Origin of the sequence: Streptomyces ipomoeae 91-03 (genome assembly GCF_000317595.1) — a bacterium.
In the GTDB taxonomy this organism is placed as follows: Bacteria; Actinomycetota; Actinomycetes; order Streptomycetales; family Streptomycetaceae; genus Streptomyces; species Streptomyces ipomoeae.
Window position 1 is genome coordinate 1 of record NZ_AEJC01000403.1, and the last position, 21344, is coordinate 21344.

Below are 21344 nucleotides of genomic sequence, written 5' to 3' on the forward strand. Positions count from 1 at the left end.
CGCGCGTTCCCGGCGACGGGGAGAGCGCCGCCGGCGGCAGTTGGGCGGGGCGGCGTGGTGGGAGTTGGCCGAGGACCGTGGCGGCGAAGGCGATGGCCATGCCGAGGAGTTGGAGCGGGGTGAGGGCCTGGTCGAGGGCCGCCCAGCCCACCACGGCCGCGGTCAGCGGGGACAGCGGGCCGAGAAGGGTGACCTGGGTCGCCGAGAGGCGGCCGATGCCGCGGAACCAGAGCCAGTACGAGACGGCGGTGTTGCCCAGCATCAGATAGAGGTAGCCGGCGACGGCCCGGCCGTCCAGGGCCGGGGGCGCGCCCTCGACGAGGAGGGCGAGGGGGGCGATCAGCAGGCCGCCGAAGGTCAGCTGCCAGCCGGTGAGGGCCAGGGGGCCCACTCCCTCCGGGCGGCCCCACCGCTTGGTGAGGACCACGCCGGTGGACATCGACGCCGTGGAAGCGAGCGCCGCGAGCAGTCCTACGAGGTCGAGGGCGCCCGCCGCCCTGAGCACGACCAGGCTGACGCCGAGGGCCGCCGCGATGCCGGTGAGCAGGGTGCGGGGAGTCGGCCGCTCGCCCAGCAGGACGGCCGCCAGGCCCGCCACGAACAGCGGGCCGACCGAGCCGACCACCGCCGCCATACCGCCCGGCAGGCGGTACGCGGAGAGGAAGAGAAGCGGGAAGAAGGCGCCGATGTTCAGCGCGCCCAGCACCGCCGCCTTCCCCCACCAGACGCCGCGCGGCAGCCTGCGCGAGATCGCCATCAGCAGCAGCCCGGCGGGGAGCGCCCGCACCAGCCCCGTGAACAAGGGGCGGTCGGCCGGCAGGAACTCGGTCGTGACGGCGTAGGTGGTGCCCCAGGAGATGGGGGCGAGTGCGGTGAGGGCGATGAGGGTGGGGCGGTTCGCGGACATGGGGGCGGACCCTTCGCGATGGCGGGGAGGACGGACGAACTGTCGAGCTACTGCCTCGCTCGTAATTAGCTTAGCGCTAAGCAACTTTCCGTCAAGCCGCTTTCTTGCGGCCGATCGACCGGCGGCCGATACTCACTTCATGAACGCGAGCCCTCAGCCCACCACGGACCCCACGCCCGAACAGTCGGGTCAGCCGCTCCGCGATCCCGTCGACGCGATCATCGACCAGTGGGCGGCCGTACGCCCCGAGCTCGACACCACCGCGATGGAGGTGTTCGGTCGCGTCGGACGGCTCGCCCGTGCGCTCGGCGACCGGATGGAACAGGCGTACGCCCGGTTCGGGATCGCGCGCGGGGAGTTCGACGTGCTGGCGACCCTGCGGCGCTCCGGCGAGCCGTACACCCTCTCGCCGCGTCAGCTCTCCTCGACGCTCATACTCACCACCGGTGGCATGACCGGCCGCCTCGACAAACTCGAACGCGCCGGGCTCCTCCGCCGCTCCCCCGATCCGTACGACCGCCGGGCGCTTCAGGTCACCCTCACGGATGAGGGCCTGCGCGTGGTCGACGAGGCGGTCGTGGCGGGGCTGGCCGTGCAGACGGAGGCGCTCTCCCACCTCAACGAGGAACAGGCCGGCCAGTTGGCCGACCTGCTGCGGAGGTTGGTGGTGGGGACGGGGGCATGATCTTCCGGCGCCGAAGGACCGTGTCGGCCCTTCCCAGCGCCGTGGCGAGCGCCGCCTCGACGGCCGCGTCGTCCGCGTCCTCCGCCGCCCAGGCCACGTGGCCGTCGGGCCGCACGAGGACGGTCGTACGACGGTTGCTCACCCAACTCCCCACGGCGAGCCGGTCCTTGCGGGCCCCGGCGTCGTGGTCGTACGGATGCGGGGGGCCGTTCCGTGGGGTGATCAGGACGAAACGGCCGCCGCGCAGGCACTCGTACAGGCGGCCGGCGGTGAGGGTGACGTCGGGGACGCGGTTCCCGCCCGCCGTCGCGCTGAGCCGCGAGGAGATCGTCGAGTGGCTGGGGCCGACGGTGCAGCGGTATCTCACGGCGCCGCGTCCCTGAGCCGCGTCCCTGAAGGAAACGACGTCGAGGGCACCCCCGGCACGCGTACGCGCGGAGGGTGCCCTCGATGGAAAGCGTCGAGAAGGTGAAGCCGGCGAGGTCAGGCCTTCGCCTTGGCCTTCGGCTGACGGTCCGTGGACCTGTCCAGGACCATCACGAGGCCGGCGATGACCGCGAAGATCGCGATCGGCGCCGCGACGAAGAGGCCCAGCGTCTCGATCACGCTGAGACCCGGGCCCGGGTCGTCGCCGTCGTCGGGGGTCAGCGCGAGGGCGGGGGACGACATGAGCAGCATCATCAGCGTCGTACCGGCGGCCAGGGCGCCGGCGCGCAGGGCGTTCTTCTTGTCCACGGACCAAAGGTAACGAACGCCGACGGGGGGTGCTCGGCCGGGGGGGGCGCCTAATGGCTCGGGGGTGACCGTTCCAGGGTGACTGCGGGCGGTGGACGGCCGGTCGCGCCCGCGCGGCGGAGCCGCATATGTCACAGCCCCGCAGCCCTGGTCGCCGTCCCCTCGTCCCGCCCCCGCAGCACATCCACCAACGCATGCAGCCGGGGTGAAGCCGCCAAGTCCTCCAATGTCATCGGGCGGCCCGTCGCGTCGGCGATCGGGAGGCGCCAGTTCGGGTACTGGTCCCAGGTGCCGGGCAGGTTCTGCGGGCGGCGGTCCCCCACCGTGTCGGGGAGCCAGAGGCCGACCATGCGGGCGGGGGTGCGGAGCAGAAAGCGGTGGAGGGCCTGGATCTGGGCCTCCTCGCAGACGGAGGAGCGGCTTCCGCGGGTGCCGTTCAACAGGCCCAGGCGGGCCAGCAGGGCCAGCCACTCCCCCACGTCGGCGGCGGCCTCGGCGCGCTCCTCCTCCAGTGGGCGGGCGAGCAGCCCCAGCCCGTGGCGGAGTTCGACGTGGTCGCCGGTCAGACGGGACGCGGTCGACGGGAGGTCGTGCGTGGTGGCCGTGGCGAGGCAGTTCGCACGCCACCGCTCGGGCGGCAGAGGGCGCCCCGTGCCCTCCCAGTCCCGCTCGAACCACAACACCGACGTACCCAGCACCCCCCGCTCGTCCAGCGCCTCGCGCACCCCCGGCTCGACCGTCCCCAGGTCCTCGCCGATCACCAGGGCCCCGGCCCGCGAGGCCTCCAGCACCAGGATCGCGAGCATGGCGTCGGCGTCGTAGCGGACGTAGGTGCCCTCCGTCGGGGGCCGGCCCCGCGGGACCCACCAGAGGCGGAAGAGGCCCATGACATGGTCGATGCGCAGGGCGCCCGCGTGGCGGAGCAGGGCGCGGAGCAGACGGCGGTACGGGGCGTAGCCGGACTCGGCGAGCCGGTCGGGGCGCCAGGGGGGCAGGCCCCAGTCCTGGCCTCGGGAGTTGAAGGCGTCCGGGGGCGCGCCGACCGACATGCCGACCGCGAAGTACTCCTGCTGGGCCCAGGCGTCGGCGCCGCCCGGATGGGCGCCGACGGCCAAGTCGTGGACGAGGCCGATCGGCATGCCGGCGTCGCGGGCGGAGCGTTGCGCGGTGCCGAGCTGGGCGTCGGTCAGCCAGGCGAGGCGGGTGTGGAAGTCGACGCGGTCCATCAGCTCCGCGCGGGCGCGGGCGGTCGCCGCCGAGCGTGGGTCACGCAGGTCCTTCGGCCACCGCTGCCACTCGGAGCCGTGCACCTCGGCCAGCGCGCACCAGGTGGCGTGGTCCTCCAGCGCCTCGCCCTCCTCGGCGAGGAAGTCGCAGTACGCGGCCCGCCGCCCGGGCCCGAGCGGCACCCCCCGTACGACCTCCAACGCCTCCCGTTTCAGCTCCCACACCGCGTCCCGGTCGATCAACTCCCCCTTGGAGAGCACGGTTTCACGCAGTCGGGCGGCCCGCTCCAGCAGCGTACGGAGGCGGTCACGGCCCTCGGCGCGGTCGCCGTCGTCGGCACCCGCGAACACGTACGGGTACTCGGGGATGTCCTCGATGCGCAGATGGATCGGGTCGGGGTAGCGGCGGGAGGAGGGCCGGTACGGGGAGGGGTCGGTGGGGGCGCCGGGGACGGCGGCGTGGAGGGGGTTGACCTGGACGAAGCCGGCGCCGAGGGCGCGGCCGGCCCAGGCGGTGAGCTCGGCCAGGTCGCCGAGGTCGCCCATGCCCCAACTGCGCCGCGAGAGCAGGGAGTAGAGCTGGACGAGGAGTCCGTATGTGCGGCCGGGCGGGGCGGGGAGCCGGGGCGGGGCCACGACGAGGTGGGTCTCGGCGGTACGGCCGTCGGGGGCGGTGGCGCGCAGGGCGTGGACGCCCGGGGGCAGCTTCTCGATGGTGGAACGGAGTTCGCCCTGCTCGGTCTCGATACGCAGCCGGGTGCCGTCCGGGAGGGCGGTCAGTGCGGCGGGGGTCGGGCCGTCGACCCAGCACACCACCGTCGGCGGCAACAGCCGCTCGCTCAGCTCCCGTTCCCGCGCCGCGAGGGCGGCGGCCACCGCCTCGGGCGTCCTCGCGTCGACGTCCAGCGCGGCCAGCGCGGCGACGACCGCCCCGTCCGAGGCCGCGACCGTACGGTCCGGGGAGGGACTGTAGGAGGTGGCGACGCCGTACAGCGCGGCGAGCCGGGCGAGCGACGACTCCGGCGCTACCCCTCCGGGATCGGCCGGGCTTCGCAGCGGCTCGCCGGAGTCGGCCGGTCGTGGTGGCGGTTCCCCGGAGTCGGCCGGGCGTGGTGGCATCTAGACCCCCGATGCGGCGCCGTTGGACGTCGGTTCGCTGGTGAGGTGGGCCGCGTCGGTGAGGGGCGGCTCGCTGGTGAGGGGCTCGGCGTCCGGGAGCGGGGGCTCGCTGGTGAGCGGCGCCTCGACACAGGCGCCCTCCGCACTGAACACGCAGAAGTGGGGCTCCGGGTCGCGGGCTTCCGGAACGTAGGGTTTCGCCTCGCGCAGGGAACCGGCCTGGGGCGTGAGGTGTGCCGATACGGCCATGAGGGGTCTCCTTGTTCGTCGTACGGCCATGGCGTGCGGGTTCGCGGTACTCCAGCCCTACCCAGTCGACGCCACGGCAGACGCGACCCGCCGAACATCATGACGCCGGTCACTTCTCCGTCTCTCCGTCTCCGCGGCCGACAGGTCCGGCGAGCAGCCTCCGGCGAGCACCTTTCGGCGAGCTATTCACTCAGTACATATACTCAGTGCATACTGGAGCCATGAGCACCCGTCACATCCTGTTGGGGCTGCTCGCCGGTGGGCCGAGCCATGGCTACGACCTCAAGCGGCGGCACGACGAACGCTTTCCGCAGGCCCGCCCGCTGGCGTACGGGCAGGTCTACACGACCCTGCAACGGCTGGTCCGCGACGGCCTCGCCGAGATCGACGGCACCGAGGCGGACAGTGGTCCGGAACGGACGCTGTACCGCTCGACGGACGAGGGGGCGCGCGAGCTGGCCAAGTGGGCCGGGGAGATCGCGCCGCCCGCGCCGTTCGTGACGAACGAGATCTTCGCCAAGCTCGTCGTCTCGATCCTCGCCGACGGCGACCCGGCCGCCTATCTGCAGGCTCAGCGCACCGCGCACATGACGCGGATGCGGGAGCTGACGGCCGTGAAGACCGCGCCGGGCGCCGATCTCGCGACCGTGCTCTCGGCGGACTACGCCCTCAACCATCTCGACGCCGATCTCCGCTGGATGAACACCACCGCGGCCCGGCTGACCACCCTGACCGCGGAGGTCGACGCAGCATGAGCGACAACAGCTACAAGGAGACCCCGGTGCCGCTGCTCGCGGCCCGTGGTCTCGTCAAGGAGCACGGCAGGACGCGGGCGCTGCGCGGCGCCTCGGTGGAGCTGCGCGAGGGCGAGATCCTGGCCGTGACCGGTGCCAGCGGCAGTGGCAAGTCCACGTTGCTGCACTGTCTGGCGGGGATCGTACGGCCGGACGAGGGCTCGGTGACGTACGCCGGGAACCGGCTGGACCAGCTCCCGGAGAAGCAGCTCAGCGAGCTGCGGCGGACGGAGTTCGGGATCGTCTTCCAGTTCGGGCAGCTGATCCCGGAGCTGACGGCCGTCGACAATGTCGCGCTGCCGCTGCTGCTGGCGGGCACCTCCCGGGGGGAGGCGCGGGCGCGGGCCGGTGAGTGGCTGGAGCGGTTCGGGGTGCGCGGGCAGGAGGAGCAGCGGCCCGGCGAGATGAGCGGCGGCCAGGCGCAGCGGGTGTCGCTGGCGCGGGCGCTGGTGACGGGGCCGAAGGTGGTGTTCGCGGACGAGCCGACCGGCGCGCTGGACTCGCTGGCGAGCGAGCAGGTGATGACGGCGCTGGTGCACACGGCCCGGGAGGCCGGTACGTCGGTGCTGCTGATCACGCATGACGCGCAGGTGGCGGCGTACGCGGACCGCGAGGTCACGCTGAAGGACGGCGTCGTCGTGTCCGAGGCCGGCGCGGCCGTGGAGTCGCTGGGGGTGTCCCGGTGAGCGAGCTGGCGAACGACCTCCGCCTCGCCCTGCTGCTGACCCGGGGCTCGGACCGCCGGGAGTGGTGGCGGGTGACGCTGACGGGGCTGGGGGCGGCGCTGGCGACGGGGTTCGGCATGGCGGCGGCCGTGCTCTCCTCATTGAACGGCCACTACCGGGTGGACATGGCCAACGGTCTGCTGGACAACCCCGGTGAACGCTCCGGGGTCATCCTCACTCTGCTGCTCCTGCTGATCCCGGTGCTCGGGTTCCTCGGCCAGTGCACCCGCGTGGGCGCCGTCCACCGGGACCGGCGGCTGGCCGGGCTGCGACTGGCCGGGGCGTCGGCGGGACAGGTGCGGCGGATCGCGGCGCTGGAGACGGCGGTGGCCTGTCTGGCCGGCTCGGCGGTCGCCACGGTCTTCTTCGCGCCGTTCATGCTGAGCGCGTGGGAGAGCCCCACCGTCCTGGCCTGGCTGATGCTGGCCCTGGTGGCACTGGGGGTGCCGGTGCTGGGCGCGGTGGCGGGCGTGCTGGCGCTGCGCCGGGTGGTGGCCTCTCCGCTGGGCTGGGTGCGGCGTGTGGGGCCGACCACGGGCCGGGGCCCGGGGTGGGTGTTCCTGGGAGCGGTGGCACTGCTGGTGATCGCCGGGCTGCTCGCCGTCGCCGGCACCAGCAGGGACATGCCCGACCAGTCCACCGGTCAGGCCCCGCTGACCCTCTGCGGCGCACTGCTCGCGGTGGGCGCGGCGGCGGTGTGGCTCTCGGGCACGGTCTCGAAGCTCACCGGTCGGGTGCTCGCCGGGCGCGCGGGGAACCCGGCGACGCTGATCGCCGCCGAACGACTGCGTTCCGACCCATGGGCGGCGGCCCGCACGCATGGGGCCGTCCTCATGGGGACCGTCGTCGGCTCCGGCTTCATCGGTGTACGGCAGGCGCTGCTCGCGGAGGTGAACAGCACCAAGTACCTGGCCGAGGACGCGTCCTTCTACATCACCGGCATCAATCTGGTCGCGGCCGCGATCCTGGTCGGCTTCGCCATCACCCTCTTCGGCCTGGCCGTCGGCACCGCCGAGTCGCTCGCCACGCGCCGCCGGGGCCTCGCCGCGCAGGTCGCCGCCGGGGTGCCGTACGAGGTGCTGGGCCGCGCGCTGCTCCTGGAGACCGCGCTGCCGCTCGCGCCCTCGATGCTGCTCGCCGGGACCGGGGGCACGGTGATCGCCGTCTGGTACGCCACGGCCATGGGCGGCGCCCTGGTGGTGCCGATCGGGGCGCTGCTGGTTCCCCTCGCGGTGTACGGCGCCTGCCTGCTGGCGGCGGCCACGTCCCTGCCGCTGCTGCGCCGCTCGGTGCGGCCGGGCGAGCTGCGCTACACGTGACGGCTCCGTGAGCACGGCGTCCCGGGGGGTACGGGGGCCTCCCGGGGCGCCGCCCTGTCCTTGTGCGGCCTACTTCGTCGTCGGGGTGATCGGGGTGGCCCGTTCCGACTGCGGAGAGGTCGTGTTGGCGTAGACGGACGGGGGTGCGACGGAGGCCGCGAGGTCGGCGTTCGGGTCGTCGGTGAGGTCGGGCGGGAGTTGGCCGACGATGCGGATGTCGGCGGCGTCGAAGGCCTTCTTGATGCGCCAGCGCAGTTCGCGTTCCACGGTGAGGGCCTTGCCGGGCATGGTCTTGGCGGAGACGCGGACGACCATGGAGTCGAGCAGCACGTCGTCGAGGCCGAGAACCTCGATGGGGCCCCAGAGGAGTTCGTTCCAGGGCTCCTCCTTGCTCATCTCCTCGCCGACCGCCACGAGGGTGCGGCGGACCCTGTCGAGGTCCTCGTCGTGGCGGACCGTGACGTTGACGCCGGCCGTGGCCCAGCCCTGGGAGAGGTTGCCGATGCGCTTGACCTCGCCGTTGCGGACGTACCAGATCTCGCCGTTGTCGCCGCGCAGCTTGGTGACGCGCAGACCGACCTCGATGACCTCGCCGGAGGCCACACCCGCGTCGATGGTGTCACCGACGCCGTACTGGTCCTCCAGGATCATGAAGACACCGGAGAGGAAGTCGGTGACCAGGTTCCGCGCGCCGAAACCGATCGCGACGCCCGCGACACCGGCGGAGGCCAGCAGCGGGGCGAGGTTGATCTCGAAGGTGGCGAGGACCATCAGGGCGGCGGTGCCCATGATGAGGAAGGACGCCACCGAACGCAGCACCGAACCGATGGCCTGGGAGCGCTGCCGGCGGCGCTCGACGTTGACCAGCAGGCCGCCGAGGGTGGAGCCCTCGACGCCCGGGACGGAGCGGTTCATCCGGTCTATCAGCTTGGTGATCGCCCGCCGCACCACCACTCTCAGCACCGCCGCGATCACCAGGATCAGCAGGACGCGGAGACCGATGGCGAGCCAGGTGGACCAGTTCTGCTCGACCCAGCTGGCGGCGTTGGTCGCGCTCTCCTGAGCGTCCTCCAGCGTGGGCACGGCGGGGGTCGTCGGCGTCTCGGAGGGAGACGGCGACGGCGACGCGGCGGCCAGGAGGAGGGGCAGGGAAGAAACGGACGACACGGCGGGTACCTCCAGGTGCGTTATCCACCCTCCGGTACGGCGGTCAAGATCAGTCAGGTCACGGAAAGGTCACCGGACGGGCAGACCCACCACACTAACGGGGCATTGTGTGGAGGTCGTCGCCATGTTCGAGGAGACAGGGCGCTCACCAGGGAGTGAAGGGCGCACAAGGCGGGGGATGAATCAGGGTGTGGTCGAAAACACTCCCAGCCCGTTACCGGGACATGGTGGCGCTTCCACCAGGCATGAGGGGAGACTGACTACGGATCGTCCACGGCGCGAGCCACGCGCCGCCGACGTACAAGGAGGGCATCCGTGCCGCACGTCCTGGTCCTCAACGCGTCGTACGAGCCGCTCGGCGTCGTACCGCTCCGCCGCGCGCTCGTCCTCGTCCTGGAGAACAAGGCTGTCTCCCTGGAGGAATCCGGCGCCTTCATGCACAGCGCGACCGTCACAGTCCCCGCACCCAGCGTGGTCCGGCTCAAGCGATTCGTCCGGGTTCCCTATCGGGGGCCCGTTCCTCTGACCCGTCGGGCGCTGTTCGCCCGCGACGGGGGCCGGTGCATGTACTGCGGTGGCGTCGCAACCAGCGTCGACCACGTCATCCCACGCAGCCGCGGAGGCAAGCACGTCTGGGACAACGTGGTGGCGTCCTGCCGCCGCTGCAACCACGTCAAGGCCGACCGCCATCTCTTCGAGATCGGCTGGCGGCTCCGCCACAAACCCGCACCTCCCACCGGCCTGGCCTGGCGCATCATCGGCACCGGGCATAGGGACCCGCGCTGGCTGCCCTACCTGCAGCCGTACGGCGCGGACGACGCCTTGGCCCGGATCGACGGCATCTCCGCCTGATCGATCCGGGCTTTTGCGTGGCCGTAGGGCCTCCATGGCCGGACAGCCTCCGTGGCTGGACGGCCTCCGTGGCCCGATGGCCTCGGACGCGTGGCCGGACGCCCCGCCGAGGGGCGTCCGGAAGCCCTGCGTCCGTTTGACCTGCCATTTCATTACCGTCTTCACAGGTACCCCGCGTTCCCCACACTTTCGTGATCACCTAGGGTCGCCCTGAGACAGCGGGCCCTTGTTCTGGAGCGCAACGCCCAGGGGCCCGCTTCGAATGTGGGGACTCATGCGAAAGCTCGCCATTGGCGCCGCCGTGTCCGGCGCCCTGGCTCTCACCGGCCTGGCCGCGCCCACCGCGCTGGCCGACTCGCCGGATCTGACCTTCGGTGCCGTCACGGTGAACAACGGCAAGTCGATCGTGGTCGGCACCGACGCGAAGGTGACCGTGCCGGTCACCTACAGCTTCACCCGCCCGTCGGACCTCGTCATCGACTACAAGAACAACTTCCTGGGCGTCATCCTGTACCGCGGCTCGCTCGCCGACATCGAGAACGGTCTGGAGAGCTCCGCGAAGGCGCCGACCTGCACCACCACCGCGACGACGGAGACCACGGTCACCGAGTCGTGCGGCACGACGCTCACCATCGACCCGCGCGAGCAGCTCGTCGGCGCCGCGGACGCCACCACGTGGAGGGCTGCCGCCGTCTACGCCCGCGCCTTCGTCGACGCGGACGACTCCGACGACCACATCAGCTTCGAGACCGGCGTCGACGCGTGGGGCAAGCTCGGCACGGCCAAGCTGCAGCGCAAGGCCGGGCTCGGCACCAACGCCACGCCGGAGCCGGTCACCAAGGGCAGGACGCTGACCGTCAAGGGCAAGCTCACCCGCGCCGACTGGGCCAAGCACACCTTCACCGGCTACACGGGCCAGAAGGTCACCCTCCAGTTCAAGGCCAAGGGCGCCACCGCCTACACCGACGTCAAGACGGTCATCTCCGGCACGGGCGGAGCCCTGTCCACCACCGTGAAGGCGACGAAGGACGGCTCGTACCGCTACAAGTTCGCCGGTACGTCCACCACCGCGGCGAAGACGTCGGCCGCGGACTACGTCGACGTCAAGTGACACCGGCCCCGCCGATGTGAATCAGCGCCGCCTCCCACACAGGCGGGCGCGGCCCCCGGGTAACGACTCCGTTTCCCGGGGGCTTTTTCGTTGGCCGGATATTGACGCCCCTCTGGTCTAGTCCTATCTTCCTGACATCGGATAGGAAACTTTCCTAACAGTTGGGCAGGTGGCGTACAGATGGCTGGAACCCCCCGCGTGCTGCGCGCCATGAACGACCGTGCCGCGCTGGATCTGCTGCTGGAGCACGGGCCGCTCTCCCGGACGCGGCTCGGCAAGCTCACGGGGCTGTCGAAGCCGACCGCCTCGCAGCTCCTGGCCCGACTGGAGGCCGCCGGGCTCGTGATCGCCACGGGCACCGGCGCGACCGGCGAAGGCGAGGGCCGGCCGGGCCCCAACGCCCAGCTGTACGCGGTCGACCCGACCGCCGCGTACGCCGCCGGTCTGGACGTCACCCCCGAACGCGTCCTCGCCGCCGTCGCCGACATCACCGGCCGCACGGTGGGCGAGTACGCCATCCCCACCCCCGGACGCCGCCCCGCCGAACCCGTCGTACGGCAGGTCACCACCGCCCTCGACGGGGTGGTCAAGGCCGCCGGACTCGTACGGTCCGACGTGCGCCGACTCGTCATCGGCACCCCCGGCGCCTTCGATCCGGGCACCGGGCGACTGCGCTACGCCTCCCACCTCCCGGGCTGGCACTCCCCCACCCTCCTCGACGAACTCGCCGCCGCGCTGCCGATGCCGGTGGAGTACGAGAACGACGTCAACCTCGTCGCCCTCGCCGAACAACGGCTGGGCGCGGCCAAGGGCCACGACGACTTCGTCCTGCTGTGGAACGAGGGCGGACTCGGCGCGGCGGTCGTCCTCGGCGGACGACTGCACCGGGGGTTCACCGGGGGCGCCGGGGAGGTCGGCTTCCTGCCGGTGCCGGGCGCTCCGCTGGTCCGGCAGGTGACCAAGGCCAACAGCGGCGGCTTCCAGGAGCTCGCCGGCGCCCAGGTCATCCCCCGGCTCGCCCGTGAGCTGGGCATCACCGACATCCCCGACGGGCCGTACGCCGAGGTCGCCACCGCGCTGGTCGCGCGGGCCGCCGACATCGACTCCGGTCCGTACCGACGACTTCTGGCCACATACGCGACCGGGCTGGCGACCGGTCTGGCCTCGCTGGTGTCCGTACTCGACCCCGAGCTGATCGTTCTGTGCGGCTCGGCGCTCGCCTCCGGCGGGGAGCCGCTTCGGAGGATGGTCCAGGCCGAGTTGGGTGAGTTGGCTGCCGCTCAGCCCCGACTGGTTCTCGGTGACGTGCTCGAACGTCCTGTGTTGCGGGGGGCGTTGGAGAGTGCGCTCACCGCGACGCGTGACGAAGTCTTCGATACGTCGCACTGATCAACCGTTCACGTCGCACTGATCGACCGTTCGGAAACCGCAGGTCGTTCGTCAACTGTGGGCCGGCCGTGACCGGTCGCGCCCACGCGGCGAAGCCGCACATCGAAACAGCCCCGCGCCCCTGAGGGGCGCTCCCTCACCGCTCGCTCAAAGTCACCCCTCCCTTCCCTCAGGAGACCCTGCCATGCCCGGAGTATCCAAGAACGCGGCAATCGCGCTCGCCGCCACCGCCTCCCTCTCCCTCCTCGCCACCGCCTGTACCGGACAGTCCTCGTCCGGGGCCACCGACGACCCCGACGCCAAGACGACGATCACCTTCTGGCACGGGTGGAGTGCGCCCGCCGAGGTGAAGGCGATTCAGGAGAACGTCGACCGGTTCGAGAAGGCGCACCCGAACATCACCGTCAAAATCGTCGGGAACATCAACGACGACAAGCTCAACCAGGCGCTGCGGGCCGGTGGTTCGAGCGGGCCGGACGTGGTGTCGTCGTTCACGACGTCGAACATCGGCAAGTTCTGTTCGTCGGGCGCGTTCCTCGATCTGAAGCCGTTCATCGAGAAGTCGAAGCTCGACCTCGACAAGATCATCCCGAAGCCGATGCTGGACTACACCCAGTTCGAGGGCACGCGCTGTGCTCTGCCGCTGCTGGGCGACGCGTACGGCCTGTACTACAACAAGGACGCGTTCGAGAAGGCGGGCATCACGTCGCCGCCGAAGACCTGGTCGGAGTTCGCGAAGGTCGCCGAGAAGCTGACCGTCACCAAGGGCGACAGCTACGCGCAGCTCGGGTTCATGCCGAACTACCACGGTTACGAGACGGTCGTGGACCACTACATGTCCCAGTGGGACCACGCCTACTTCGACAAGGGCGGCAAGTCGAACATCGCCAAGGACCCGGCGTTCGCGGAGATGTTCAAGTACCAGAAGAGCCTGGTGGACTCGCTCGGCGGCTTCGAGAAGCTGGAGAAGTACCGGAACACCTTCGGTGACGAGTGGGGGGCCAAGCACCCGTTCCAGACCGGCCAGGTGGCCATGCAGCTGGACGGCGAGTGGCGGCTCGGCATGGCGAAGGACGCCGGGGTCGACTTCGAGATCGGCACCGCTCCGCTGCCCGTGGCCGACGACGAGGTGGACGAGTACGGCAAGGGCTTCCTCTCCGGCACGATCATCGGCATCGCCCCGCAGAGCCAGAAGCAGAACGCGGCCTGGGAACTGGTGAAGTATCTGACGACCGACACCGAGGCCGTCGTGTCCTTCGCCAACGCCATCCACAACGTGCCGTCCACGTTCGCCGCCCTGAAGTCGCCCGACCTGAAGGTGGACCCCGGCTTCCGGACGTTCCTGGACATCGCCCGGAACCCGGAGTCGAACACCCCGCCGGCCTCCGTCAACGGCTCGACGTACCAGACGACCCTCCAGGACTTCGGCTACCAGTACGAGTCCGGGAAGGTGAAGGACCTGCGGGAGGGGTTGGAGAAGACCGCGCAGCAGATCGACACCGACATCGAGCAGGCGAAGTAGCGGTATCAGCCGATGTCTACGCATACCCCGCGCGTGTCCAGTGGCACGCTCCGCGCGAAGCGCCGCCGGTCGGCGCTTCGGACGGTGGCCTTCCTGTCACCGTGGCTGATCGGGTTCGGCGTCTTCTTCGCCTACCCGCTGGTCTCCACCGTGTACTTCTCGCTGATGAAGTACGACGGTTTCGGGACCCCCGTCTTCCGCGGCCTGGGCAACTGGGCCTACGTCTTCGACGACTACCCGATGTTCTGGCCGGCCCTGCGCAACACCCTGTGGCTGGTGCTGGTGATGGTGACCTGCCGGGTGGTGTTCGGGCTCGGCGTCGGTCTGCTGATCACCGGGATCAGGACCGGGGCGGGCGTCTTCCGCACCCTGTTCTATCTGCCGTACCTGGCCCCGCCGGTCGCCGCGACGCTGGCCTTCGTCTTCCTCCTCAACCCCGGTACCGGGCCGGTCAACTCCGTCCTGGGCGACCTCGGACTGCCGACACCGGGCTGGTTCACCGACTCCGCCTGGTCCAAGCCGGCGCTCACCGCGCTCGCGCTGTGGGGTGTGGGCGACCTCATGGTCATCTTCATGGCCGCGCTGCTCGACGTACCGAAGGAGCAGTACGAGGCCGCCGAGCTGGACGGGGCGTCGGGCTGGCAGCGGTTCCGGTTCGTGACGCTGCCGAACATCTCGCCGATCGTGATGTTCGCCGTGGTCACGGGCGTGATCCAGAGCATGCAGTACTACACGCAGCCGCTGGTGGCCGGGAAGGTCGCCTCCGGGATCATCGGCGGCTCCGGCCAGCAGTTCGAACCGGGCTACCCCGACAGGTCGACCCTGACGCTCCCGCAGCTCGTCTACAACCTCGGCTTCCAGCGCTTCGACTACGGCGCCGCCTGTGTGGTCGCGCTGGTGCTGTTCGCCCTCTCCATGGCCTTCACCGCGCTGCTGATGCGGCGCCGAGGCGGACTGATCCAGGCAGGTGACTGACCATGACCCAAGTTCTGGACAAGCCGGTGCGGTTGGGCGCCGCCACGGCGAGTGAGCGGACCGCCCGCCGCCGGGTGCTCCTGGAGTGGATCGCCGTCCACTCCCTCGGCGTCGCCGCCGCGCTCTTCTTCACCCTGCCCTTCGTGTTCGTCGTCCTGACCTCGCTGATGAGCGACCAGCAGGCCCTCACCCGCGATCTGGTCCCGGACACCTGGGAGTGGAGCAACTACCGGCAGGTCCTCGACACCCCCGGCTTCCTGACCTGGTGGAAGAACACGCTGGTCTACGCGGGCCTGGGCACCGTCCTCACCGTCGTGTCGTCCGTGCCCGTGGCGTACGCGCTCGCCAAGTTCCGCTTCCGCGGCCGTAATCCGGCGTTGATGCTGGTCATCTCGATGATGATGCTGCCGCCACAGGTGGTCGTCATCCCGATGTACCTGTTCTGGGCGAAGCAACTGGACCTGTCGGGCTCGCTGTGGCCGCTGATCATCCCGATGGCGTTCGGCGACGCGTTCTCCATCTTCCTGCTGCGGCAGTTCCTGACGACCATCCCGAACGAGTACCTGGACGCCGCCCGCGTGGACGGCTGCGGCGAACTGCGGACCCTGGTGCGGGTCGTGCTGCCGATGGCCAAGCCGGGCATCGCGGCCATCGCCCTCTTCCAGTTCTTCTACGCCTGGAACGACTACTTCGGCCCCCAGATCTACGCCTCCGAGAACCCGGGCGCGTGGACGCTGTCCTACGGCCTGGAGTCCTTCAAGGGCGCCCACCACACCGACTGGAATCTGACCATGGCCGCGACCGTCCTGGTCATGGCCCCCGTGATCCTCGTGTTCTTCTTCGCACAGAAGGCGTTCGTCGAAGGCGTCACCCTGACCGGAGTAAAGGGTTGATACAGCTATGCCGTGCTTTTTCGGGGGACAACCCCCGGACCCCTGGCCGTTCGACTGCGCCCCCCGTGTCCTGAAGCCAAGGAGTCCTCAGTGAAACTCACCGTGGTCGGCGGAGGGTCGACCTACACACCCGAACTCGTCGACGGGTTCGCCCGGCTCAGGGACACACTGCCGATCGAGGAGCTGGTGCTCGTCGATCCGGCCGCCGACCGGCTGGAGCTGGTCGGCGGTCTGGCCCGCCGGATCTTCGCCCGCCAGGGGCACCCCGGACGGATCGTCACCACCGGCGACCTGGACGCGGGCGTCGAGGGTGCGGACGCCGTGCTGCTGCAACTCCGGGTCGGCGGCCAGGCCGCCCGCGAGCAGGACGAGACCTGGCCGCTGGAGTGCGGCTGCGTCGGACAGGAGACCACCGGCGCGGGCGGCCTGGCCAAGGCGCTGCGCACGGTGCCGGTGGTCCTGGACATCGCGGAACGGGTCCGGCGTACCAACCCGGACGCCTGGATCATCGACTTCACCAACCCCGTCGGCATCGTCACCCGCGCCCTGCTCAAGGCCGGTCACAAGGCGGTCGGGTTGTGCAACGTGGCGATCGGACTGCAACGGAAGTTCGCGGGCCTGCTGGGAGTGACCCCGGGCGAGGTGCACCTGGACCATGTGGGCCTCAACCACCTCACCTGGGAGACCGGGGTACGCCTCGGCGGCCCCTCCGGCGAGGACGTCCTCCCGAAGCTGCTGACCGAGCACGGCGAGACCATCGCCTCCGACCTGCGCCTGCCCCGCCCTCTCCTCGACCTCCTGGGCGTCGTCCCCTCCTACTACCTGCGCTACTACTACGCCCACGACGAGGTCGTACGGGAGCTGCGCACGAAGCCGTCGCGGGCCGCCGAAGTGGCGCGGATGGAACGCGAGTTGCTGGAGATGTACGCCGACCCGGCGCTCGACGAGAAGCCCGCGCTGCTCGCCAAGCGCGGGGGCGCGTACTACTCGGAGGCCGCCGTCGACCTGGCCGCGTCGCTGCTGGGCGACGGGGGCAGCACGTACCAGGTGGTGAACACCTTCAACCACGGCACGCTGCCCTTTCTCCCCACCGACGCGGTGATCGAGGTACCGGCGGCCATCAGCGGCGAGGGCGCGGCACCACTGCCGGTGCCGACCGTGGACCCGCTGTACGCGGGCCTGATGGCCGACGTGACCGCGTATGAGGACCTGGCCCTCGACGCGGCCCTGCACGGCGGCCGGAACCGCGTCTTCCGCGCCCTCCTGTCCCACCCCCTGATCGGCCAGTACGACTACGCCGCCACCCTCACCGACCGCCTGATCGCACACAACCGGGAGCACCTCACGTGGGCGTGAGCGACAGTGACGCCGGGGGTGTGCGCGGGAGCGAACGTGAGGGTGGGGATGTGAGCGGGGGTAAAGGCGCTGCCTGCAGCGTGCGCGGGCGCGAAAGCGGCGCGGACAGCGTGCGCGGAAGCGAGAGCGGCGGCGCGGGCGGGCAAGGAAGCGAAGGCAGCGCCGGGGGCGTACGCGGAAGCGAAAGCAGCGCCGGGGGCGGGCAAGGAAGCGAAGGCAGCACCGGGGGCGTACGCGGAAGCGAAAGCGGCGGCGCGGGCGGGCAAGGAAGCGAAGGCGGCGCCGAGAGCGTACGCGGAAGCGAAGGCAGCACCGGAGGCGTGCGCGGAAGTGAAAGCAGCGCCGAGGGCGTACGCGGAAGTGAAAGCGGCGCCGGAGGCGTGCGCGGGAGCGTGCTCGCTGTCGACGCGGGCAACAGCAAGACCGATGTCGCCGTGATCGCGCCGGACGGGGAGGTGCTGGCCACGGCGCGCGGGGGCGGGTTCCGGCCACCGACGGTCGGTGTGACCGTCGCCGTGGACGCCCTCGCGGAGACGGTACGCGAGGCGTTCGCCGCGGCGGGCGTCACGTCCGTCGACCATGTGTCGGCCTGCCTCGCCAACGCCGACTTCCCCGTCGAGGAGGAACGTCTGGCGGAAGCGCTGCGCACGCGCGCGTGGGGCACGACCGTCGAGGTGCGCAACGACACGTTCGCGATCCTGCGGGCGGGCGTGTCCGAGCCCCGGGGCGTGGCCGTGGTCTGCGGCGCCGGCATCAACTGCGTCGGCATGCGCCCCGACGGCCGCACCGCCCGATTCCCCGCGCTCGGGCGCATCTCCGGCGACTGGGGCGGTGGTTGGGGCCTCGCCGAGGAGGCGTTGTGGCACGCGGCCCGCGCGGAGGACGGCCGGGGCGGCCCGACGGCCCTCGCCGAGGCCCTGCCCGCGCACTTCGGCCTCGACTCCATGTACGCCCTCATCGAAGCCCTCCACCTGGAGCACATCTCACCGGCCCGCCGCCACGAACTCACCCCGGTGCTCTTCACCACGGCCGCCGCCGGCGACCCGGTGGCCCGCGGTCTGGTCGACCGGCTGGCCGAGGAGGTGGTCACCATGGCGACCGTGGCCCTGACCCGCCTGGACCTCCTGGCGGAGGAGACCCCCGTCCTCCTCGGCGGCAGCGTCCTGGCGGCCCGCCACGCCCGCCTCGACACCCGAGTACGCGAGTTGCTGGCCGCCGCAGCCCCGAAGGCCGTCCCCGAGGTGGTCACCGCCGCCCCCGTACTGGGCGCGGCACTGCTGGGGCTGGACCATGTGGGCGCGAAGGAGGCAGTGCACACGCGCGTGCGCGCGCATTACGAAACCCCCTGCTGATTTCCCAGGTTGCTCGCGCCCCGTGAGGGGCGCGGGGCTGTGCGGATGTGCGGCTCCGCCGCGCGGGCGCGAGCAACCCACCGCAACCCGCGCAAACGAACTCGCCCCAGCCGCCCCCTCATCCCCCGGCGGAGGTCTGGGGGCGGCAGCCCCCAGGAGTCGGCCGGCCCACGGGAACCACCGCACATCAGCACGCGTATTCATGGACAGGGAGTGATGCGGGACTCCTACGGACACGATCGGGGAACAAGATCGAGTCAAGGCCTGTGCGGATGTCAGTCCCGGCGGCGATACTTGCGGCCGTGCACCTCTGCCCACCCGCCGCGCCCCGGAGGCCACGGTGCGGCACGGGCGGAGGTGACCGAGGGATGACCATGGGGGAGGTCAAGTGACACACACGCCGAAGGGCAGCCCGGCACCGCCGGTCCCACCCGCCGGCCAGGGCCCGGGCACGCTCCCGGCCGTGCCGGCGCAGGGGGCGTACGCGTCCCGCCCACCCGTGCCGTCCCCGGGCCCGGACGGCAGCGGCGAGCCGCCCCGCCGGACGGCGTTCGCGGAGGGCCTCGACCAGTTGAAGGCCGCCGCGGTGACCGAGCCGGGCCGGCTGCGCATCATCGGCGCGGTCCTCGCCTTCCTCGTCGTCGCGTTCGGCTCGATCACCGCCTGGCAGATGAACGACCGGTCGACCGCCGCCGACGACGTGCTGCACGGCAGCCAGCCCCTCAGCTCCGCCGCGGCCGACATATACCGCTCCCTCGCCGACGCCAACACCGCGGCCTCCAGCGGCTTCCTCGCGGGCGGCCAGGAGACACCGGAGTCCCGCGAGAGATACGAGCGCGAGATCGGAGACGCCGCCGACGGGCTGGCCACCGCCGCCGCGGCCTCGGAGCCCGGCTCCGACTCCGAGAAGCTCGTCGCCGAGCTGAACAAACTGCTGCCGGAGTACAAGGGCCTGATCGAGCGGGCCCGCGCCAACAACCGGCTGGGCTACCCCCTCGGCGGCGCCTACCTGCGTTATGCGAACGACAAGATGCAGGACGACATGCTCCCGAAGGCGAAGGAGCTCTACGACAACGAGAACCAGCGGCTGCGCGACGACTACGCCGACGCCACCTCCTATCCGTGGGCCGCGATCGCCCTCGGCGTCGTCGCCATCGGCGCCCTCGTCTGGGCCCAGCGCCGCAACTACCGGCGGACGAACCGGGTGTTGAACCACGGCCTGGTCGCGGCGACCGCCGCCTCCACGGTCGTCCTGCTGTGGCTGTCCGTCGGCCACACCGTCGCGCGCGCGGGGCTGAACGACTCGTACGACAACGGCGTGAAGTCCCTGACCGTGCTGAACGACGCGCGCATCGCCTCCCTCAAGGCCCGCGGCAACGAGAACCTGACGCTGATCAGCCGGGGCGCGCAGACCGTCGAGATCAAGGTCGACGGCGAGGACAAGGTCGTGGACGAGTTCGACCACAGCTTCACGACCGACATGACACAGCTCAAGTCGCGGCTCGCCGAAGCCGAGAGGATCGCCGACGACGACAGCGGCGAGCAGCCCGTCAAGGCCGCCGCCGCCAACATGAAGGTCTGGCAGGAGCGCCACGGCAGCGCCCGCGATGCCGACAACCAGGGCAACTACCAGTGCGCCCTCTACCAGGTGATCGGCGGTGGCGAGGCGACGTCCGACTGCCCGCAGGGCGACAAGCCGACGGGCGAGTGCTTCGACAAGGTCGACGAGAACCTGGACAACGCCCGCGAGCACGAGGAGAAGGAGTTCGAGCTGGCGGCCGAGCGCGGCCGGAACGCGATGACCGGGCTCCCGGTGGGCGCCGCCGTCCTCGCGGTACTCGGCGCGGCGGGCGCGCTGCTGGGCATCGGACGCAGGCTCTCGGAGTACCGATGAGGGCCACGGAAGGAGACACGGTGGAAGGAGGAGCGATGAGTGCGGTACGACGCCTGAGGGCCGGCCTGAGGGGCTGGGGCGGCGTGGGCGCGATGGCGGTCCTCTGCGCCCTGACCGTGATCTTCGCCCTGGTGCTGCCGATCAGCGGGACACGCGGCGGGGGTATCACGGGCACCGGCGGCCCGGGCGTCGCCCGGGGCACACAGGCGCGCGCGGACGAGTGCGACACCATGGACGATCCGGAGAACCAGAGCCTGCGCCCCTCCGCGAGCGAGTCCGGCACGACGATCGCGAGGATCAAGAAGAACGGCTACATCACGATCGGCGTCGACCAGAACAGCTATCGCTGGGGCTACCGCGATCCGAACAACACCGAGGCGGGCGCCGAGCTGGAAGGTTTCGACATCGATCTGGCGCACCGCATCGCCCAGGAGATCCTCGGCGACCCGACGAAGGTGCGCTTCCGGGCGATCCCCACGAACCAGCGCATTCCCGCGATCGAATCGGGGCAGGTCGACATGGTGGTCCGCACCATGACGATCAGCTGCAAGCGCATGAAGGAAGTCGCCTTCTCCCAGCCGTACTTCAAGACCGGTCAGCAGGTCCTGGCCCCCAAGTCCTCGACGATCAAGGGCTACGACAAGACGCTGGCGGACAAGAAGGTCTGCGTGGCCTCCGGTTCCACCGCCCTGACCACCCTGGAGGGCGATCAGAAGGCGAACAAGCCGGTCGCCTCCGCCAAGATACTCAAGGTCCCCAATCAACTCGACTGTCTGGTGAGGCTCCAGCTCGGTGAGGCCGATGCCGTGGTCACCGACGGCGCGCTGGCCGCGAGCCAGGCGGCGCAGGACCCGACGGTCGAGCTGAAGGGCGATCCGTTCACCACCGAGTACTACGGCGTGGCGATGAACCTGGAGGCGGAGGATCTGGTACGCCGGGTGAACCAGGTACTGGTGGACTACCTCAAGGACGGCTGGCAGGACTCGTACACCCGGTGGCTGTCCGCGACTCTCGGCACCGATTCGGCGAGCTCCCGGCCGCCGGCCGACCAGCAGTACCGGGACTGAAGTACAG

20 protein-coding genes and 1 pseudogene are annotated in these 21344 nt (G+C 71.1%); 15 read left to right on the forward strand and 6 right to left on the reverse strand.

Annotated elements, in window-relative coordinates; translation table 11 throughout:
• A partial coding sequence (locus STRIP9103_RS26495; RefSeq protein ID WP_009323663.1) for an EamA family transporter occupies positions 1 to 907 on the reverse strand: 907 nt, incomplete at its 3' end.
• A gap of 139 nt (positions 908 to 1046) precedes the next feature.
• On the opposite strand from STRIP9103_RS26495, the gene STRIP9103_RS26500 reads away from it, so the two are divergent.
• On the forward strand, positions 1047 to 1592 hold the full coding sequence (locus STRIP9103_RS26500) for a MarR family winged helix-turn-helix transcriptional regulator (protein ID WP_009323660.1): 546 nt from the start codon (positions 1047 to 1049) through the stop codon (positions 1590 to 1592).
• On the opposite strand, the gene STRIP9103_RS50800 is transcribed toward STRIP9103_RS26500, so the two are convergent.
• Positions 1525 to 1920, reverse strand: a complete 396-nt coding sequence (locus STRIP9103_RS50800; RefSeq protein WP_324605702.1) for an aromatic-ring hydroxylase C-terminal domain-containing protein — start codon at positions 1918 to 1920, stop codon at positions 1525 to 1527. The two genes, STRIP9103_RS26500 and STRIP9103_RS50800, sit on opposite strands and share 68 nt — an antisense overlap.
• Here STRIP9103_RS50800 and STRIP9103_RS51870 point away from each other — a divergent pair.
• Positions 1883 to 1975: pseudogene (locus tag STRIP9103_RS51870) on the forward strand (TetR/AcrR family transcriptional regulator); the annotation flags it as partial. The gene STRIP9103_RS50800 and the pseudogene STRIP9103_RS51870 overlap by 38 nt on opposite strands.
• 100 nt (positions 1976 to 2075) lie before the next feature.
• On the opposite strand, the gene STRIP9103_RS26510 reads toward STRIP9103_RS51870, so the two are convergent.
• From STRIP9103_RS26510 to STRIP9103_RS26520, 3 genes are all read right to left on the reverse strand, one after another.
• On the reverse strand, positions 2076 to 2327 hold the full coding sequence (locus STRIP9103_RS26510; protein ID WP_009323666.1) for a hypothetical protein: 252 nt from the start codon (positions 2325 to 2327) through the stop codon (positions 2076 to 2078).
• A 131-nt stretch (positions 2328 to 2458) separates the two neighbouring features.
• On the reverse strand, positions 2459 to 4672 hold the full coding sequence (malQ, locus tag STRIP9103_RS26515; protein WP_009323658.1) for a 4-alpha-glucanotransferase: 2214 nt from the start codon (positions 4670 to 4672) through the stop codon (positions 2459 to 2461).
• Positions 4673 to 4921: a hypothetical protein gene (locus STRIP9103_RS26520; RefSeq protein WP_048821024.1), complete on the reverse strand. Its 249-nt coding sequence runs from the start codon at positions 4919 to 4921 to the stop codon at positions 4673 to 4675.
• A 221-nt stretch (positions 4922 to 5142) separates the two neighbouring features.
• Here STRIP9103_RS26520 and STRIP9103_RS26525 point away from each other — a divergent pair, with 221 nt between their 5' ends.
• From STRIP9103_RS26525 to STRIP9103_RS26535, 3 genes are read left to right on the forward strand one after another with little or no spacing between them, the layout of a single operon-like run.
• Positions 5143 to 5676, forward strand: coding sequence for a PadR family transcriptional regulator (locus STRIP9103_RS26525; protein WP_048821025.1), 534 nt, complete (start codon positions 5143 to 5145; stop codon positions 5674 to 5676).
• Positions 5673 to 6401: an ABC transporter ATP-binding protein gene (locus STRIP9103_RS26530; RefSeq protein ID WP_009323649.1), complete on the forward strand. Its 729-nt coding sequence runs from the start codon at positions 5673 to 5675 to the stop codon at positions 6399 to 6401. The genes STRIP9103_RS26525 and STRIP9103_RS26530 overlap by 4 nt, the downstream gene beginning before the upstream one ends.
• Positions 6398 to 7759, forward strand: coding sequence for a putative membrane protein (locus tag STRIP9103_RS26535; protein WP_009323654.1), 1362 nt, complete (start codon positions 6398 to 6400; stop codon positions 7757 to 7759). Before STRIP9103_RS26530 ends, STRIP9103_RS26535 begins: the two co-directional genes overlap by 4 nt.
• A 69-nt stretch (positions 7760 to 7828) precedes the next feature.
• Here STRIP9103_RS26535 and STRIP9103_RS26540 read toward each other — a convergent pair whose 3' ends face one another.
• On the reverse strand, positions 7829 to 8926 hold the full coding sequence (locus tag STRIP9103_RS26540) for a mechanosensitive ion channel family protein (protein WP_009323656.1): 1098 nt from the start codon (positions 8924 to 8926) through the stop codon (positions 7829 to 7831).
• A gap of 315 nt (positions 8927 to 9241) precedes the next feature.
• Here STRIP9103_RS26540 and STRIP9103_RS26545 point away from each other — a divergent pair, with 315 nt between their 5' ends.
• The 10 genes from STRIP9103_RS26545 to STRIP9103_RS26590 all read left to right on the forward strand — a co-directional run bounded on the left by STRIP9103_RS26545 (position 9242) and on the right by STRIP9103_RS26590 (position 21337).
• Complete coding sequence (locus STRIP9103_RS26545; protein WP_009323657.1) at positions 9242 to 9778, forward strand: HNH endonuclease; 537 nt, start codon at positions 9242 to 9244, stop codon at positions 9776 to 9778.
• 274 nt (positions 9779 to 10052) lie between these two features.
• A complete protein-coding gene (locus STRIP9103_RS26550) occupies positions 10053 to 10889 on the forward strand; it encodes a hypothetical protein (RefSeq protein WP_009323653.1) in 837 nt (278 codons plus the stop codon).
• A gap of 180 nt (positions 10890 to 11069) precedes the next feature.
• Positions 11070 to 12278 carry an ROK family transcriptional regulator gene (locus STRIP9103_RS26555; RefSeq protein ID WP_048821026.1) on the forward strand — a complete coding sequence of 403 codons (1209 nt, stop codon included), beginning with the start codon at positions 11070 to 11072 and terminating at the stop codon, positions 12276 to 12278.
• A gap of 184 nt (positions 12279 to 12462) precedes the next feature.
• A complete protein-coding gene (locus STRIP9103_RS26560) occupies positions 12463 to 13800 on the forward strand; it encodes an ABC transporter substrate-binding protein (protein WP_009323652.1) in 1338 nt (445 codons plus the stop codon).
• A gap of 33 nt (positions 13801 to 13833) precedes the next feature.
• Positions 13834 to 14775 (forward strand): carbohydrate ABC transporter permease, encoded by a 942-nt coding sequence (locus tag STRIP9103_RS26565; protein WP_086019314.1) that lies wholly within the window; start codon positions 13834 to 13836, stop codon positions 14773 to 14775.
• A gap of 2 nt (positions 14776 to 14777) precedes the next feature.
• Entirely contained in the window at positions 14778 to 15668 is an 891-nt protein-coding gene (locus tag STRIP9103_RS26570; RefSeq protein ID WP_009323645.1) for a carbohydrate ABC transporter permease, read from the forward strand.
• Between the two features lie 90 nt (positions 15669 to 15758).
• Positions 15759 to 17024, forward strand: coding sequence for a 6-phospho-beta-glucosidase (locus STRIP9103_RS26575; RefSeq protein ID WP_009323655.1), 1266 nt, complete (start codon positions 15759 to 15761; stop codon positions 17022 to 17024).
• A 392-nt stretch (positions 17025 to 17416) separates the two neighbouring features.
• Positions 17417 to 18376 (forward strand): N-acetylglucosamine kinase, encoded by a 960-nt coding sequence (locus tag STRIP9103_RS26580; RefSeq protein WP_009323661.1) that lies wholly within the window; start codon positions 17417 to 17419, stop codon positions 18374 to 18376.
• A 388-nt stretch (positions 18377 to 18764) separates the two neighbouring features.
• Positions 18765 to 20270, forward strand: coding sequence for a hypothetical protein (locus STRIP9103_RS26585; protein ID WP_009323659.1), 1506 nt, complete (start codon positions 18765 to 18767; stop codon positions 20268 to 20270).
• 35 nt (positions 20271 to 20305) lie between these two features.
• On the forward strand, positions 20306 to 21337 hold the full coding sequence (locus STRIP9103_RS26590; protein WP_234022298.1) for a glutamate ABC transporter substrate-binding protein: 1032 nt from the start codon (positions 20306 to 20308) through the stop codon (positions 21335 to 21337).
• Positions 21338 to 21344 lie beyond the last annotated feature (7 nt).